The organism is Hathewaya massiliensis (assembly GCF_902143515.1).
Taxonomy (GTDB): Bacteria; Bacillota; Clostridia; order Clostridiales; family Clostridiaceae; genus Hathewaya; species Hathewaya massiliensis.
In genome coordinates this window covers 103,687-121,493 of the sequence record NZ_CABFVD010000009.1, presented here as the reverse complement: position 1 = coordinate 121,493, position 17,807 = coordinate 103,687, and the positions used below count along the sequence as shown (strand labels likewise).

At 27.3% G+C, this 17,807-nt stretch carries 11 protein-coding genes; 6 read left to right on the top strand and 5 right to left on the bottom strand.

Annotated elements, in window-relative coordinates:
• The first annotated feature begins 708 nt into the window (after positions 1–708).
• The 4 genes from FNZ64_RS14835 to FNZ64_RS14525 all read left to right on the top strand — a co-directional run bounded on the left by FNZ64_RS14835 (position 709) and on the right by FNZ64_RS14525 (position 8,484).
• Complete coding sequence (locus tag FNZ64_RS14835; RefSeq protein WP_185903810.1) at positions 709–855, top strand: hypothetical protein; 147 nt, start codon at positions 709–711, stop codon at positions 853–855.
• A gap of 79 nt (positions 856–934) precedes the next feature.
• Positions 935–3,622 carry a leucine-rich repeat domain-containing protein gene (locus FNZ64_RS14535; protein WP_142415732.1) on the top strand — a complete coding sequence of 896 codons (2,688 nt, stop codon included), beginning with the start codon at positions 935–937 and terminating at the stop codon, positions 3,620–3,622.
• Between the two features lie 13 nt (positions 3,623–3,635).
• Entirely contained in the window at positions 3,636–7,433 is a 3,798-nt protein-coding gene (locus FNZ64_RS14530; protein ID WP_142415731.1) for a S8 family serine peptidase, read from the top strand.
• Between the two features lie 187 nt (positions 7,434–7,620).
• A complete protein-coding gene (locus FNZ64_RS14525; RefSeq protein ID WP_142415730.1) occupies positions 7,621–8,484 on the top strand; it encodes a DMT family transporter in 864 nt (287 codons plus the stop codon).
• 203 nt (positions 8,485–8,687) lie between these two features.
• Here FNZ64_RS14525 and FNZ64_RS14520 read toward each other — a convergent pair whose 3' ends face one another.
• The 4 genes from FNZ64_RS14520 to FNZ64_RS14505 all read right to left on the bottom strand — a co-directional run bounded on the left by FNZ64_RS14520 (position 8,688) and on the right by FNZ64_RS14505 (position 13,321).
• A complete protein-coding gene (locus tag FNZ64_RS14520; RefSeq protein ID WP_142415729.1) occupies positions 8,688–9,725 on the bottom strand; it encodes a DUF1002 domain-containing protein in 1,038 nt (345 codons plus the stop codon).
• 294 nt (positions 9,726–10,019) lie between these two features.
• Positions 10,020–11,978: a sensor histidine kinase gene (locus FNZ64_RS14515; protein ID WP_142415728.1), complete on the bottom strand. Its 1,959-nt coding sequence runs from the start codon at positions 11,976–11,978 to the stop codon at positions 10,020–10,022.
• Positions 11,968–12,666 carry a response regulator transcription factor gene (locus FNZ64_RS14510; protein WP_423244956.1) on the bottom strand — a complete coding sequence of 233 codons (699 nt, stop codon included), beginning with the start codon at positions 12,664–12,666 and terminating at the stop codon, positions 11,968–11,970. The genes FNZ64_RS14515 and FNZ64_RS14510 overlap by 11 nt, the downstream gene beginning before the upstream one ends.
• A gap of 28 nt (positions 12,667–12,694) precedes the next feature.
• A complete protein-coding gene (locus tag FNZ64_RS14505) occupies positions 12,695–13,321 on the bottom strand; it encodes a hypothetical protein (RefSeq protein WP_142415726.1) in 627 nt (208 codons plus the stop codon).
• A gap of 468 nt (positions 13,322–13,789) precedes the next feature.
• Between FNZ64_RS14505 and FNZ64_RS14500 the strand changes: the two genes are divergently transcribed.
• Positions 13,790–14,779: an aldo/keto reductase gene (locus tag FNZ64_RS14500; protein ID WP_142415735.1), complete on the top strand. Its 990-nt coding sequence runs from the start codon at positions 13,790–13,792 to the stop codon at positions 14,777–14,779.
• Positions 14,780–15,011: 232 nt separating this feature from the next.
• On the opposite strand, the gene FNZ64_RS14495 is transcribed toward FNZ64_RS14500, so the two are convergent.
• Positions 15,012–15,221, bottom strand: a complete 210-nt coding sequence (locus tag FNZ64_RS14495; protein WP_142415725.1) for a cold-shock protein — start codon at positions 15,219–15,221, stop codon at positions 15,012–15,014.
• A 298-nt stretch (positions 15,222–15,519) separates the two neighbouring features.
• On the opposite strand from FNZ64_RS14495, the gene recQ reads away from it, so the two are divergent.
• Positions 15,520–17,706 carry a DNA helicase RecQ gene (gene recQ / locus FNZ64_RS14490; RefSeq protein WP_142415724.1) on the top strand — a complete coding sequence of 729 codons (2,187 nt, stop codon included), beginning with the start codon at positions 15,520–15,522 and terminating at the stop codon, positions 17,704–17,706.
• Positions 17,707–17,807: the final 101 nt, after the last annotated feature.

Below are 17,807 nucleotides of genomic sequence, written 5' to 3'. Positions count from 1 at the left end.
ATTGTGGTAATTATATTAAAGCAAAGGTGCTGACTATTTTCATTTATATATTGCTGGTACACATAGAAATTTATTACAAGTTATTATTGTCAATAGGATTTTCAATCCATTAATTAAACACTAGTGATAATTTTTATTATCAATAAACATAATATAAATTAAAAACCTATTTGTATTATGAATGTTTTTTCAAGTGATAAAATAATAAAGGCACATATCTGGATTATGTTGTGGAAGGTATTAATGAATCTGTGAAACAATTATACATAAGTTATTTTATAAGAAGTTTTCCTTATTTTTTTATTTAATTAGAAATATTTAATGAGAAATTTAATTATTATAAAGCCTAAAGGAAAAATATAATAATAAATTAAACATTTATAGATTAAAGTAATATATGCCAAAAAAGATAGAGATATGTAGTAAAATATTAATGGCTTCCTAATATAAAATTCCTATTGTCGATAGAACGCTGTATGCGATGAAAGTCGCATGTATAGTGTGGACCTTATCAAAATTTAGTTCTTAAAAGACTAAATAGTAAGGGATAGCAATGAAAAAGAAAATGAAACAAAAAAAGAACCTAAACTTGATGTTAAAGTTAATGGGGATGAGGTTATTTTAAAGACTAGTAATGTTATAACTACAAATTCTAAATTACCTATTATTATAATAAATGAAGAGGGGGATATTAGTTATCTAAATGAAGTGGAAAAAGTAGAAGAGGGTATATATGCTAAGAAATTTGATTTTAGTAAGAATCCTTCACAGATGGATAATTCACCAGGAAAGTATATGATAAGACTAAATGTGGGAAAAAATAAGTGTATAGAAGAATATTTTCAATTTAAGTAAGATAATCAATATACAGCAGAGGTAACTTTCCTGCTGTATATTGATTTATTTTAAGATAAAAATATTAGGGGTGATAAGTTTGAAAGAGATTTTTAGAAAAAAAGCTAAAAATATGTTTATTAAAAGTTACATTGCAAGTTTATTAATTATTTGCATGGTATTTTTGAATTGTTTTTCTTATTATGCACAAACATTAAATAATTTAAATTCTAAGGATATTAAAGTAGAATTTATTAATGTTAAGGAAAAAATTAAAACAGGAGGTGTTAAAAAAATAGAAGTCGATCTATATAATAACTTAGATTATAAAAAGAATTGTAAGTTAATTTTAGCTCTATGTGATAGTAATGATAAGAACATAAATATAATAACTTCTTGTGAAAATATAAAAGGTAAGAAGAATTCAAAAGTTACATCCTATGTAAATGTATTACCACAGGTATTTAAAGTGAAGGCTTTTGCTGTAGATGAATTAAATAATGATCAGATAATATCTAATGTAATTGAAATTCCAACAACTAACCCGGTGATTGTGGAGGGGATTTCAAATATTGAAGATTTAGAAGTAGAAGTAAATAAAGGAGAAAAGTACATATTACCCAATAGAGTATCAGCTTTAATGAGTTCAGGAAAATTAAAGGAATTTCCTGTAAAGTGGAATGGAATAGCTGATACTAGTAAAGAAGGAAGATACGATTTTGAAGGGACTGTAGAAGGATATAGTAAAAAAATCAACTTAGTTTTAAAAGTTAAATTAGTAGATAAAATTGAAAAGATTGAGGATATAAATATTTCATTAATGCAAAATGACATTTACAATCTTCCTAAGGAAGTAAGTGCTTTTATGAACACAGGAATAACAAAATATGTCCCTGTAAAGTGGAATATTGATAAAATAAATACTAATGTTCCAGGTAAATATACTTACGAAGGAACTATAGAAGGATATGATAAAAAAATCCATATAGTAATTACAATTGCTTCTATAGAAGATAATAAACCTATTATATTTAAAAATAAAGAATTAGAGTCTGTCATAAGGGATACAATTAATATCTATGATGAGGATATTTACAAAAAAGATTTAGAAAGTATTACAAAATTATATCTTTCTTATTTATTATATGAAGATACTAATATTGAAGATTTAAGATATTTAAGTAATTTAAGAGAACTAGATTTAAGTATGACTGAATTAAAGGATATAAATGTATTATCTAACTTAACTAACCTTGAGAATTTAAGTTTATTTTCTACAGGTACAACAGATATTACTGCACTAAAGAATTTAGGAAATTTAAAAGTTTTAAATTTAGGACAAAATAAGATTAAAGATATAGAAAGTTTAAAAAACCTATTTAAAATAGAGAGTTTAAATTTAACAGGTAATAATATAACTAACTTGACTCCTTTAGCTAATATGAATAGTTTAAAAAAGTTGAAGTTAGCTGGAAATGATAATATTAAGGATTATAGTCCAACAGCTAAATATTATGACAAATTAGAACAGCCAGATTTTCAATTAAAATTACATAAGGCAGATTCTAATAAAGTAATTAATTATACAATTTTAAAGGGAGATTCATTTACATTACCTTTAGCTGTTAAGATTGATTTTAATGGAGTAGAGAAAAAAGTATTTGTAAAATGGAATACTGAAAAAGTAAATACAAATGTAGGAGGTAATCAAAGTTTTTATGGAACTATAGACGGTTCTGAAGAGAAATTAACTTTTAATTTAACAGTTAATGCATTGAAAGATGATGATATAATCAATTTTCCAGATAAAAAGTTAGAAATGGGTATAAGAAAGGCTATAGATAAGCCTCATGGTGAAATTTATAGAAGTGATGTTAAATATCTTAAAAACTTAGATCTTAGTGCTTTAGGTGTAGAAAATTTAACAGGTATTGAGAATTTAACTTCATTAGAAAAGTTAGGTCTTTGGGCTAATAAGGTTTCAGATATATCCCTTGTAAGTTCTTTAACTAGTTTAAAAAGTTTAGATCTTGCGGAAAATAAAATAAGGGTCTTAAAATCTGGCGTGTTTAAAAATCTAAGTCAGCTAGAAGAATTAGTTTTAGATAACAATGAATTAGCTAGTATAAAATATGGCGCTTTTGATGGACTTACTAATTTAAAAAATTTACACATAGAAGAAAATAGTATTAGTGATATTAGTGAGGTTTCTAAGCTTAAAAATTTAGAAATATTATATGCAAGAGACAATAAATTTATAAAAAATATAAAGCCTTTAAGTAATCTTAAAAACTTAAAAGAACTTTGGTTAGATGGAAATATTATTGATGATATAACTTCATTAGAAAACCTTACAGAACTAACATGGTTAAAATTAGATAAGAACAATTTATACTCTATATCTTCTTTAAGAAAACTAACTAAGATGGAGAAATTATCAGTTAGAGGTAACAAGTTAAAAACTCTTAATGGTATAGAAAATATGAGTAATTTACAATGGTTAGAGGCTGAAAAAAATGAAATATGGGATATAAAACAAGTTAAAGCACTTACAAAACTTACAATTTTAGAATTAAAAAATAATAAGATTGAAAATATAAGTGCAATTGAAGACTTAGTTAATTTAACTCAACTATATTTAAATAACAATGAAATTAAAGATATAAGTGCTTTGAGTAAATTGACTAAATTAAAATTATTATATTTAAGTAGAAATAAAATTAAGGATTACAGTCCTACAAAAGAGTATTTTAATACGCTTAATAGAAAAGATTTTACCTTAAATTAGGGGAGGGGTTTTTGTGAGGAAAAAGGATAAAAAGCTTATTAGTATTTTACTTGCCTTTTTTATGATTTTTAGTATTAGTTTTGTTACTCCTATAAATGTACAAGCTAATGAAATAAATAAAAACAATATTGAAATAGAATCTTTGTTTAGAGAAAGTTTAAATGAATATAAAGAGGAACATAAATTAGCTAAGGTAGAAAAATATGATCCTGATGAGAAGGCAACTTTTATAGTACAATTAGATGATAAAGCCCTTAGTGATTATATTGGAAATAAGTCTATACAAGAAGGTATAGAAAATACTGAACTTGAAAAAAAAGTATTGAAATCTCAAGAATATTGCAAAAATGAGATAAGAAAGATGGATAGTAAATGTGTTTTTAATAATGATTTTACATTGCTTATTAATGGTTTTAGTGTGGAAACTAAAAAATCTTATATGAAAAAAATAGGGGAAATACAAGGAGTAAAACATGTATCTATAGCTAAAAAATATTATAGGGATGTTAAAAATGCTATAGGTATTGGAGAAATTAAAAATATATATGAACAATATGGATATGATGGGGAAGGTATGGTTGTATCTGTAATAGACTCTGGTATTGATTATACTCATAAAGATATGGTTTTAAGTAATCCATCTAAATCTAAGTTAACTGAGAAAGAGGTAGGAAAAATAAAAGAGTCTAATAAAAAGGTAAAAGGAAAATATTTTACAGAAAAAATACCTTATGGATATAATTTTGCAGATAGAAACTTTGAAATAATAGATAAGGCTTCTGAAAATATAGGATATATGCATGGTATGCATGTTGCGGGTATTGTAGGAGCTAACTGCAGAGTTAAACAGGAAATAGAAAATAATAAAGGTATAAAAGGTGTGGCACCTGAATGTCAAATTATTGCTATGAAAGTGTTTTCTAATGATTCGGATAAAATAGGGGCTTCAGAAGAAAATATAATTGCAGCTATTGAAGATTCTGTAGCACATGGTGCTGATGTTATAAATATGAGTTTTTGTTCTGATGCAGGTTTTCAAGATCCAGAAGAGGGGCAACAGCAGGCTATAAAAGCAGCAATAGAAAAAGGTATAATGGTAGTTTCAGCGGCAGGAAATGCATGGTACTCAACATTTCCTGATAAACATGAAGGGGTTTTAGACCTTGGAGTTGTAGGGGCACCTGGACTTGCCCATCATAGTATTCAAGTTGCATCTTTAAATAACTCTAAAAGAACAGCTTATACATTAACTTATAATTCAAATGATGGACAAGGTTTAATGCCCTATGTAGAATCTGATTTTGATATAAAAAAATTGCAAAATGAGTATGAATTAGTTGATTGTGGTTTGGGTAGAAGCATAGAACATGGAAATGTAGATGAATTTTCTGGTAAAGAATTAAAGGGAAAGATAGCTCTAATTAAAAGAGGAGAAATTGACTTTAAATATAAAAAATTAAATGCTCAAAATGCAGGAGCTAAAGCAGTTATTATATACAATGGAGATGATGATGAAAGTTATTTAAACAATATTTCTACGGATAGTAAAGTTAATATCCCCACAATTTTTATTAAAAATTCAGATGGGGTAAAGTTAAAAAATGTAGTGTCTAAAAACTTAAAGATATCTTTTAAGGGGGAAATTTTAGAAGTACCTAATGAAAATAACTTTGAAATGTCAGGGTTCTCTTCATGGGGACCTACTCCAAATCTTGATTTAAAGCCAGATATATCAGGTGTAGGTGGAAATGTTTGGTCAACGGTAAACGATAATTCATATAAGAATATGACAGGGACTTCTATGGCATCACCTTATATAGCTGGTATTACTACTTTAATATTGCAGCATGTAAATAAACTAGGTATAAAATTTGATTCTAATGAAGATAAAGTTAAATTTGTTAAGCATTTAGTTATGAATACTGCAGAAGTGCAAATAGACACGAAACATGATAGTTTACCATATTCTCCAAGAAGACAGGGTGCAGGACTTGTTAATACTAAAAATGCATTAAAAAATAAGGTGCTTTTAAGTTATAAGGGAGACCCTTCCGCATCATTAAAGGTTATAGAAAGGGTTACGGAAATTCCTTTAGAATTAAAGAATTATGGAGATAAAGCTATTACTTATAATATAGAGGTTCCATCAGGAGTATTAACAGAGGTGGATACAGTTAAAGGAGATATGCCTTATGAATTAAAGCTTAAAGATGCTAAATTGGAGTTTAATAAAACTATAACAGTAAATCCAGGGGAAACAGTAAAAATTAATGGAAAACTTATTCTGGGAGAAGGAGTTTCTAAAAATAAATTTGTAGAAGGATTTATAAAACTCAATCCAATAAATGGAGATGAACCTTCTATAGGAATGCCTTTTATGGGGTTTTATGGTGCATGGGATGAACTGCAAATAGTTGATAATCCTATATACACAGGAAAGTCTATTTTTGGAGAAACTTCTTTATATACTGCTAAACCAGGTAGTATGGGATATAGAACCTACTATCTAGGAGGTGGCAAAGATGGGAAACCTGAAAATTTTGCTATAAATCCTGAAGATCCTAAGGCTAATAATAATGTTATGCCTCAAATGTCATTTTTAAGGAATGCTAAAAGTTTAAGAATAGATGTAAGTGATGAAAGTGGGCAAGTACTAAAAATAATTGAAGATAAAAAAGATATAAGAAAAGAAATTCCTATAATGCAGCAAATAGCAAGTAAGGTGAATTTTGATTGGTTATGGGATGGAAGAATTTATGATAAATACAAAGGAGAACGCGTTCCTGTAGATGAAGGACAATATTATATTAATATAAGAGTTAAAGCGGATATTGATAATGCTAAGGAGCAGATTCTAACTTTTCCAATAAAAGTAGATAAAACTGCACCAACAGTAAAGGTACCAAAAATATTTATTGCAGATTCTTCTAATTGTAATATAGAATTTGAGGCACTTGATTATAAAAATGGATCAGGTATAGAACATTTTTTATTCTTAGTTAATGGTCAAAAATATATGGAAGGTGAGGATAAAAAGTTATTTAAACTTGAAAAAGATAAGGTTACAGGAAGCTATAATAAAAATCTTAAATTACCTATAGAAGATGGTAAATCTTCTTATGAGGTTCACATAGGTGCTTCAGATTATGCAGATAATATGGGGGTAGGAAATGCCTTGATAATTTGTCCGTCAAATTCAAAAATAGATATGAAGTTGAATAAAGAAGTTTATAAAGAGGGAGAAGAGATTTTGCTAGAATATAAGCCCCAAAATGCATTAGATGAATCTTCTATAGATCATTATGAAGTGATAACAGACAATAATGAGTCTTCTAAGATTAATGGTAAAAATCTTTCTTATACTATTAAAAATGGTTTATTAAAAGGAGAACACTGCATAGCAGTTAAAGCTATAGATGCTAAAGGTAAAGTATTAGATGCAAATGCTATAAAGCTAAACATTGAAAAAGCACAAGAAGGGGATCTTGATGGAAAAGAAATTAAAATAGAGAATATAACTGGTAAGAGAGAATTTTACAATGGAAAGAATGCAGAAATAAAAATAAAAGCATCAAATTTAACAGATACAGTAAAAAAATTGAATTTTTCTGTATGTTTATATAATGAAAGAGAAGCATTAATAAATACATGTATTATAGAAAAAGAGATAGAAGGAAATGAAGATGTTGTCTTATCCTCTTCATTAGCGATACCAAAGGAAGGAGATTTTAAGATAAAAGTATTTTTCTTAGATTCCTTTGATAATTTAAATAAGTTAGCCGAAACGGCAGAATATAAAGTTAAAAGATAAAAGATGATAAATAAAAGATAATAAATAAAAAGTAGGAGATATAATAAATAAGTGTATTTCCTACTTTTTTAGTATTTTAATTTAATATAAGCAAACTGTTAATTTTATATGTATTAAGTGATATAATGGACATGGTTAAATATTAAACATAATATAGTAATATAGTATTTAAGTTTGGGGGGAGGATATGAAAAAGATAAACGGTATTATATATGCTATTCTGTCTTCTATGGCTTTTGGGGCTATGCCTATATTTGCAAAATTAGCATATAATAATGGATCAAATCCAACTACTGTATTGAGTTTTAGATTTTTAATTACCTGTTTAGTTTTATTAGTATATTTTGGGGTTACTAAAACTAATTTTAAGGTTACAAAAAAACAATTTTTAATTCTATTAGGTATAGGAGTTATAGGGTATACTGTAACATGTCAAATGCTTTTTAGAGCTTATAATTATATGGGCGTAGGCTTGGTTACTGCAATTCACTTTGTTTATCCTGCTTTTGTGTGTATTATAGGATATTTATTTTTCAAGGAAAAGTTAGGCAAAAATAAAGTTATAGCACTTATATTATCTGCTATAGGAGTATATGTTTTAGTTGGATTACAGGTAAAGTCAATAAGTATGATTGGAGTTTTATTAGCATTTTTTTCAGGGATTGCTTATGGAAGTAACATAATAGCATTAAGTATGGAGGAGATTAAAAACTTAGATAATAAGGTTATTACTTTTTATTCTTCATTGTTTGCGGGAATTACCATGGTCATTATTGGGGTTTTAAAAGGGGAATTAGTATTGAAAATTAATTCTCAGTTAGCTTTTTCATACATAGGTATTTCCTTAATATCAACTATTTTAGCCGTAGTATTATTTTTAAAAGCTATAAAAATAATAGGTGCATCTTCTGCAGCTATTTTATCTACTTTTGAGCCTATTGTCAGTATAGTTTTAAGTATATTGATTTTTGGAGAAGTGGTTACAGCTGCTATGATAGTAGGAACTCTACTTATTCTTGCATCTGTTGTACTTTTAGCTATAGAAAAATAAGAAGTTAAGCAGAAAAGTTAAATTTAAAAAGAATAGGATACTTCAAAAGGAGTATACATTAATTTACTATGAATAAAACCATGAATAAAGGGGTACATTTTAGTTTTCCATTTATTCATGGTTTTTTTTATTATTTAAGTCTATTATGTATTATGCAACAGCTCTTTTAACATAATTATTAGAATTCTTTGGTCCATGCCTCTTTATATAGTTTTTGACTTAATGCCTAAATCGCTATGATATTTATAATAGTCCATAGTTTCTATAATATAAGTTTTATTTTCATATTTTGCATATTTAACATTAGTATGTTTTTCATAATTATTGCTAGAGAAAATACCACTAAAGAAATCTCCAATTGCAGTAAAAATCTTTACAAAAAAGTCTTTAATGCTTTCAAAGAAAGTTCCAATTTTAGCAAGAAAACCTTTAGTTTCTTCGCTATTTAAGTTTTCTTTTAACTTCTTTGAAACATCATTTAATTGATCTTTTATTTTGTTAAAATCTAAATCCAAGTCGTTGATTTTAGTCATTAAGGAAGTTATTTTTTTTATATCTTCGTCACTTAGTTTTGATTTGTAGTTATTAGCTACATTAGTAACTATTTTTTCTACTTCTTTTTCATTTTTAGGTTTTTCCTTAACAACATCCTTTTTAATTTCATTTATTAAATTAGCTGCATCTTTCTTTCCTATTTTTTCACCTAATTGTCCAGTAACCATTAGCTCTTCATTTGCAACTTTCTTTTTATTTTCATCAATTTTTTCTCCACCCTTACTACTTTCAAAGCCTTTTAAAATACCTGTAAGGGCTGCTGTACCTGATACAACAAAGGGAGCAGCTGCTTTAACAGTAGCATTTTCTATACCTGCAGTTATTAAGGCATTTTTTATCATATCTTCAGTAACCCAAGAAATATTATGAGTATAGATGTTTAATCCACCTTTATCAGTTGGTTCTACATAGGCACAGGATATGGATCTTGTCCCAATTTGACTTTTAGTTGCTATATTAGCTAGATACTTGTCTTCTTCAGCTTTAGTAACTTCTAAGATATTGGCATCATTTTTAGTAACTCCAAAGTATTTTAGCATTTCTTCTTTTTGTTCTTTGCTTAAATCTGCTCCTAGGGTAACTACTTTAAAAGAATCTGCATAGGCTTCTTGCGATTTAAAAGCTATGGTCATGGATAGTGTAAGTACTAAAATTAAAAATTTACTTATAATTTTTTTAAATTTCATGTCTCATTCTCCTTTATTTATCTGAGGAATAGTTCAAATAGAACTTACCCACTTTAAGAAGTTCTTTCTTTAGGATTTTTAAAGGATTTCTAAGCTTAACTTGAGGGAATACCTCATTTAAAACCTAGAAAGCTTTTTCATTTAGTATATTATATCATATATATATTAATTAAAAATTATAAAAAGATTACAAAATTCTGTATAAAGATTAAAATTATATTTATTTACAATTTTAATCTTTATTTTTGCTTTGTTAAAGATTTTCATCTAAGACAGACTTATTTTTAAATAATTTTAATCTATAATTTTATCAGAAAAAGGTTCTTCTATATTTTCGAAATTCAGTTCAATGATAGATTTAAATAAGTCACCATCAAAATCTATATACATAGTACCACCATGTAGTTCTACTATACTTTTGGCTATGGCAAGTCCTAAGCCACTTCCATCAATCCCAGAATTCCTAGATTTGTCTCCTCTAGTGAACCTTTCAAATATCTCTTTCTTGTCAAAATCAAGTGCAGTAGAAGAGACATTTTTAAATGAAATTCTAATACCTTTTGATATCTCTTCTATTTCTATATAGACTCTTGTATTATTTAAGGAGTATTTTATTGCATTGTTTATTAAATTTTCTAATACTCTGGATAGTTTTTTACCGTCTAAATTCATATCAATTTTAGGAGCATAGGATTTAAAAATAAACTTTAATTCTTTTTGTACATACATATCTGTATCAGAGTACTCTGCTAGAGATTGATTTACCAGTTCTACAATATCTACTGTGCTTTTTTTAAGCTCCATTTTCCCACTATTTATTTTAGATATTTCAAATAAATCTTCTATTAAGTTTTTTAATTTTAGGCTTTTTCTATTTAATATTTTTAAATATTCTTCTCTTTCTTCTTCGGAAATATCCTCTCTTAATAATATATCTGTATAGTTTATTATAGAGGTTAGGGGGGTTTTTAGATCATGAGATACATTAGCAACTAGTTCACTTTTAAGCTTTTCATTTTTAATTTGATCTTCAATTGACACCTTAAAGCCTCTATTTAATTTATTTATATTATTTGCAAGCTTAGAAAGGGAGTAGTCACCATTTTCTTTAATCACATGATCTAAGTTTCCAGAAGTTATCTTCTCTATGCCTCTTATTATAGAATCAAGGTATGTTGAGAACTTAATTGCTTTAGAAAAAATAAATATAAAATGAAAGAGTACTAGAAATAATAAAATAAGGGTGCTTTTTAAATTAAGTAACCCCAATATTATAAGGAATATTGTAAAAAGACTAGATAAAATAAATGTTACTAATTTAAATAGTGTAGATCTACTTTCAAACCAAATTTTTATGGATTTTATGACCTTTAACATTAAGATGTTTTTAAAGCCATTTTTAATCCTATCTTTACCTAGGAAATATAAAAACAATAACATTACTAGAAATACTACGACATATATTACCAACCTTTTTTTGTAAGAAACTATGCCATTTTTAAAATTAGTTATCCTTGTATTGTCGGAGGTTATTTCCTTTTCAGTAGTTTTATATAAATCATAAATAATGCTTTCAATTAGAGGCTTTTCTTTTTCAGAATATGTATAATCCTTTGGAAACCAATAACCTTCTATAAAATTTTTAGAATCTGATACTAAAGATTTGCCATAGACCATACTTGCTGGGGAACTTTCAGAGTTATAAGATAGATTGTACCATTTTCCCCTACTTGAAATATAATTATATAATTCTCCGTTTTCCACAGAAAATTTCTTTAAATTTTTCTTAATAAAGTCTATATTATTAAGGTCATTACTTAAGAAAGTTTGTTTATCCTTATCAATTATAATGAATTTTACTAGGTTATTATAATTTTTGCCACCTTCTTCAATATTTAAAGTCTCTCCTATTTTATCTAATTCACTTTGAGGTTTTTCAGATAAAATACTTAGGTTGTCTAGGTTCCTATATATAAATAAGTTTGATACACTGGCACATTTTTCAACCCAAAGACTATAATCCATCCAGCTAAGATTAGGCTTTGACTTATTATAGGATTTTATTTCACTTAACTTTTTATTATTATCGGAGATTGACTTTTCAATTCTTTTTATCCGTAAAGCATCAGTAGTTATATGGTTTATGGTACTTAGTGTTTTAAAAGAAGAAAAAATTATAATTATTAGAATTAAGACAACACTTTTTTCAAGTAAATACTGTAATTTTGGATTATTTGAAGTTTTATTTTTCAATTTTATATCCAACTCCCCATACAACTTTTATATACCTAGGTTCCTTAGGATTTATTTCAATTTTCTTTCTAAGTCTTCTAATATGTACTGCCACTGTATTTTCAGTTCTAAAAGCAGGTTCATTCCAAACTTTTTCATATATATCTTCAGAAGAAAACACTCTACCACGGTTTTCAGCTAAAAGAAGTAATATATTAAACTCTATAGGAGTTAACTTAACTTCTTCCTCATCTAGGGTAACCACATGATTACTCTTATTTATGACTAAGGTATCTATAATAATCTCATGTTCTGAAGGTATCTGAGTAAAATTACCTAGACTTAAGTATCTTCTAAGTTGTGACTTAACTCGTGCAACTAATTCTAAAGGGTTAAAGGGCTTGGTAACATAATCATCAGCCCCTATACCTAAGCCTAAAATTTTATCTGTATCTTCACTTTTAGCAGATAACATTATAATAGGAATATTTCTTTTTTCACGTATTTTCATACAGGTTCTTATACCATCTAGTTTTGGCATCATAATATCAAGTAATATTACATGTATTTCTGTATTTTCTAAAACATCTAAGGCTTCTAAACCATCGCATACTTTTATTATATTAAGGTTTTCTATACTTCTTAAATAAATTTCAATAGCATCTCTAATTTCCTTTTCATCATCTACAATAAGTACGTTATAATCCACTACAATCCCCTCACTTATATATAAGTTATCAATTCTTATGCATAAAAAAACTAAAAGGTTCCTTTTGGCTATTTTTTATATTTGAAATATTTTTAATATTTCTTGTGTGATATATTTTCCCTTTGTAATCCTTTGCTTGATTGTCACAAATATAGGCATAGTCATATTTACCTTCTTCAACCCAAGACATAAATATATACACATGAGTTGGAGTTCCATTTTTATTTAAGTTTTCATCTGTAGTAAAACATATATCCCCAGGTTTTAATTTTTTATAATCTTTTTCAACTTTCCAACCTTCTTTATTCATTATACCTAAAAGCTCAGTTGTATTACAAACATCTTTAGGTATTTTTTCCTCATTCATTCTAAGAACTTCAGCTAGAAAATAGACACAGGTATTAGAAGAATCACCATTATTAAGATAAATAGCATTATTATATGCTTTAACTCTGTTTTCTTTAATTTTCATTGAATTATATATATTTTCTCTTAATTTATAATTATGTTTCTTATTTTTATTATCTAAATTTTGCTCTAAATAAATTAAGGGTAAGATAATTGTTAGTATAAGAGCTGATATTATAAATTTTGTCCCATTAAATTTTTTTATCTTATGTTTTTTCTTAGTTTTTTTACTATCTACATATTGCATAAACTCATTCCCCCTAAATAAAATTTTATATTAAAATAAGTAGAGCTTTGAATTTAGTAGGAGTTTTATTCCTATTAAAGCTTAGAAATACTATCTAGAGATATAGATGCTCTTATTTATGATTTTGAAGAAGATGGAATATTAGAGTGGATAATCATTGAATAAACTCATACTTCTATACTAGGATAAATATATTAAGAAAGTTATAATAAAAAAATTAAGAATTCCGTACAATTTGGTAATTGACTTAGTAGAGATTTATATTTAAAAGTGTATATGTGATTTACTAAAGATTTGTGATAAAATGATTTTAAATAAAGAGAGTTCTAAGATTTAGCAGAAGTATTTACTCTTATAAAGCTTAGAAATTATTATTCAGGGACACACACTCTTTTTTCTCTTATTTTGAAGAGATGTAGCATTGGAGTTGTTAGTAATCATAAGAATTTTAAAGGAGAGAAGATAGCCATGACTTATATAGCTAATAGAAATAGGTATGAGAACATGAAGTATAATTTTTGTGGCAATAGTGGGTTAAAACTTCCTGCCATAGCTCTGGGATTTTGGCATAACTTTGGAGAAAAGGATTGCTATGCTACAGGAAGAGAAGTGGTAAAAAAAGCTTTTGATCTTGGAATAACATATTTTGATTTGGCAAACAATTACGGATTTCCAGCTGGCTCTGCTGAGGAGACTTTTGGAAGAATTATAGAAAAGGATCTAAAACCCTTTAGAGATGAAATTATAATAGCTACAAAGGCTGGATATTACATGTGGCCTGGCCCTTATGGGAATGGTGGGTCTAGGAAATATTTAATTTCTAGTTTAGACCAAAGTTTAAAAAGAATGAATTTAGAATATGTAGATATATTTTATCATCACAGGTACGATGAGGAGACTCCTCTAGAAGAAACAGTTTTAGCTCTTTCTCAAATTATAAGAAGTGGAAAAGCATTATATATAGGTATATCAAATTATAACGAGAAGTACACTAAAAAAATATGTAAAATGCTTAAGGAAGAGAAAGTTCCTTTTATAGTAAATCAAGTTCCTTATTCAATGCTAGATAGGGAGGTGGAAAAGGGGCTTATTGAAGAGAGTTTTAACAATGGTTTAGGCACTGTGATCTATGAACCACTAGCTCAAGGAATTTTAACGTCGAAATATTTAAATGGGATTCCAGAGGATTCAAGAGCAGCTAGTATATCTCCTTTTTTAAACAAAGAGGATATAACTGAAGAGGTTTTAAAAAAGGTCAGTGAGCTGTCTAATATAGCAAAAGAAAGAGGACAATCTCTTCCACAAATGGCTTTAGCTTGGATACTAAAAGATAAGCGAATAAGTTCTGTTATAATAGGAGGAAGTAGGGTTAGCCAAATAGAGGAAAATGTTTTATGTTTAAATAATACTTCTTTTTCTAGGGAAGAATTAGAGGCAATAGAGAAGATACTAGGTTAAACATATAAATATAATTTATGCTTATCTATATAAATATAATAGCTGTTTATCTATATAAATATAGGGAAATACTTCATGGTATTTCCCTATAAACTTTTATCCCATGACTATCTACTCTAATACTCCTATAGCAATCTTTGGAAGTGATTCCTACCAAATAGAATATTTGGACTCTCTGCTTTTTTAAAAAGTGCTAGAAAAGAGTGTCTACGTCTCTGGATAAGGGTTTTCCCTATATTTTTTGAACGTTTATTGCCATAGGACCTTTTTCTTTTTCAACCATATCAAAAACTACTTCTTCACCTTCATGTAAATCTTTATTATGAGTTTTTTCTTTAACTCCAGATGCATGCACATAAACATCATTACCATTATTACAAGAAATAAAACCATAACCTCTATTATTATCAAACCATTTTACAACTCCTGTGTACATACTCATTATAAATTCCTCTCCTTATAAGATAAGTTTTCTATATTTAGTATTATCAAAATATATTTATAAATTCTATAAATCTAAAAATAATAGAAATTTTTAAGGTAATGAACTTGTGATGAAGTAACTTTCATATTAATATTTTCCTTTAGCATAGTCTTAGAATTAAGTGTTTTTTATTAAAGTTTTTGGAGACTTTCTTCTAAGATAGCTTTAAATTAAATAATCATATTTATATTTGTATACATTTAAGTTAATAAGTTATAATTAAAGGTATAATTATTGTAAAAGGGTGTGAAATTTTTTGACTAATAATTCTTTAGATATTTTAAATAAGTATTTTGGATATGCCTCCTTTAGAAAAGGACAAGAAAATATAATTAAGGAAATTATAAGTGGCAAGGATGTAGCATGTATAATGCCTACAGGTGGAGGAAAGAGCATATGTTATCAGATTCCAGCCTTGATGCTTCAATCTATAACTTTAGTTATAAGTCCACTTATCTCTCTTATGAAGGATCAGGTAGATAGTTTAAAGCTGCTAGGTATAGAAGCAGATTATATAAATAGTTCTTTAAGTAATTCTGAAATTATGGATATTATGAATAGACTTAGAAATAATGAAATTAAAATATTATACATAGCACCTGAAAGGCTTGACTCTATGGATTTTTTTAATGTAATAAGTAATATGGAAGTATCCTTAGTTGCCATAGATGAAGCCCATTGTGTGTCTCAGTGGGGTCACGATTTTAGGGTGAGTTATAAAAAGATAAATAGATTTATTTCTTTATTAAATAAAAGACCAGTAGTTGCTGCTTTTACGGCAACAGCTACAGAAGAGGTAAGAGAGGATATAATAAAGTTACTAGGATTAAGAGAGCCTAAGGTGTTTATAACGGGATTTAATAGAGAAAACTTAGAAATAGAGGTTTTAAAGGGAGTAAATAAAAAATCTTATATATTAGATTACATAGAAAAAAATAAAGATGACAGTGGAATAATCTATGCAGCTACAAGAAAGGAATGTGATTCACTATATACAGCCCTAAAGGATAAAGGATACTCTGCAGGCTTATATCATGCAGGGCTAAATAATGAGGAGAGGGCTAAGGCGCAAGAGGATTTTGTATATGATAAGCTAAATATAATTGTTGCCACCAATGCTTTTGGTATGGGTATAGACAAATCCAATGTACGGTATGTAATTCATTATAATATACCTAAAAATATAGAAAGTTATTATCAAGAGATAGGTAGGGCTGGAAGGGATGGAGAGCCTAGTACATGTATACTTTTATTTTCACCCTCTGATATTCATACTCAAAAGTATTTAATTGATATGAGTATTGAAAATCCAGATAGAAAGGTAAATGAATATAAAAAGCTTCAAACTATGGTGGATTTAGTGTATACCACTTCTTGTTATAAATCCTTTATACTAAATTATTTTGGAGAAGAATCAGAAGAGGATTGTAATAATTGTAGTAATTGCAATTTACAAGGGGAACTAGTAGACAAAACCGTAGATGCTCAAAAAGTTCTATCCTGTATTTATAGAATGAAAAGGCCTTATGGTACTACTATGATTGTAGATGTTTTAAGAGGCTCTACTAATAAAAAATTAAAATCTCTTGGACTAGATGAAATAAGCACTTATGGTATAGTAAAAAACTATACCAAGGATCAGTTAAAAGAATTTATTAACACTTTAGTATCCCATAGATTTATAGACTACATAGAGGGAGAATTCCCGGTTTTAAGGTTAAATAATTTATCTCTTAAGGTTTTAAAAGGAGAAGAAAAAGTATTCTTAAAAGAAGTTGTAAAGGTTAAAAAATCTAATAAAAATAATGAACTTTATGAAATATTAAGAGGGCTTAGAAAAGAAATATCTGAAGCGGACAGAGTTCCACCTTATGTGGTATTTGGAGATAGTTCTCTTAAGGAAATGAGCACTAGATATCCTACAACCTTAGAACAATTCTTAGATATAACAGGGGTTGGGGAGAGTAAAAAAGAAAAATATGGGGAGAAATTTGTAAGTATAATATGCGATTATGTGATAGATAAAAATATAGAAGTAAACTGGGAATATAAAAAAGAAGGTAAAAAATCTTTAAGTACAGCAAAGGATGAGAGTATTATTAAAAAAGAAAGTCTTAGGGAAGAAGAAAATATAGATAAAGAAAAATCAAGTGACATAACTATTAAAATGTTAAAAGAAAAGCCCTTAGGAGAAGTAGCAAAAGAAAGAGGCTTAGTTATTGGAACTATTTTTTCTCATGTTTATGAGTATTTAAAGAAGAATGGAACCTTAGATTTTGAAATAGATTTTGGGGAACTTATTAAAGAAGAAAATGAAGAGGTTATTTTAAAGGCTATAGATAAGGTTGGGTATGAAAGACTAAAACCTATAAAAGAAGTGCTTCCAGATAAGGTAAGTTATGATGAAATTAGAGCAGTAATATTAAAAAAATCCTGTTCTTAAAGTTTAAAATTAAGCTATCTCAAAAGTGAATTTTAAAATCTACTTTTGAGATAGCTTTTTATTATATAACTAGTGATTTTAATACCCTCATATTTTGTGAA

Coding starts and splice junctions, on each gene's coding strand:
- FNZ64_RS14525 (WP_142415730.1), top strand. CDS start 7,621: ATGAAAAAGATAAACGGTATTATATATGCTATTCTGTCTTCTATGGCT.
- FNZ64_RS14520 (WP_142415729.1), bottom strand. CDS start 9,725: ATGAAATTTAAAAAAATTATAAGTAAATTTTTAATTTTAGTACTTACA.
- FNZ64_RS14505 (WP_142415726.1), bottom strand. CDS start 13,321: ATGCAATATGTAGATAGTAAAAAAACTAAGAAAAAACATAAGATAAAA.
- FNZ64_RS14500 (WP_142415735.1), top strand. CDS start 13,790: ATGACTTATATAGCTAATAGAAATAGGTATGAGAACATGAAGTATAAT.
- FNZ64_RS14495 (WP_142415725.1), bottom strand. CDS start 15,221: ATGAGTATGTACACAGGAGTTGTAAAATGGTTTGATAATAATAGAGGT.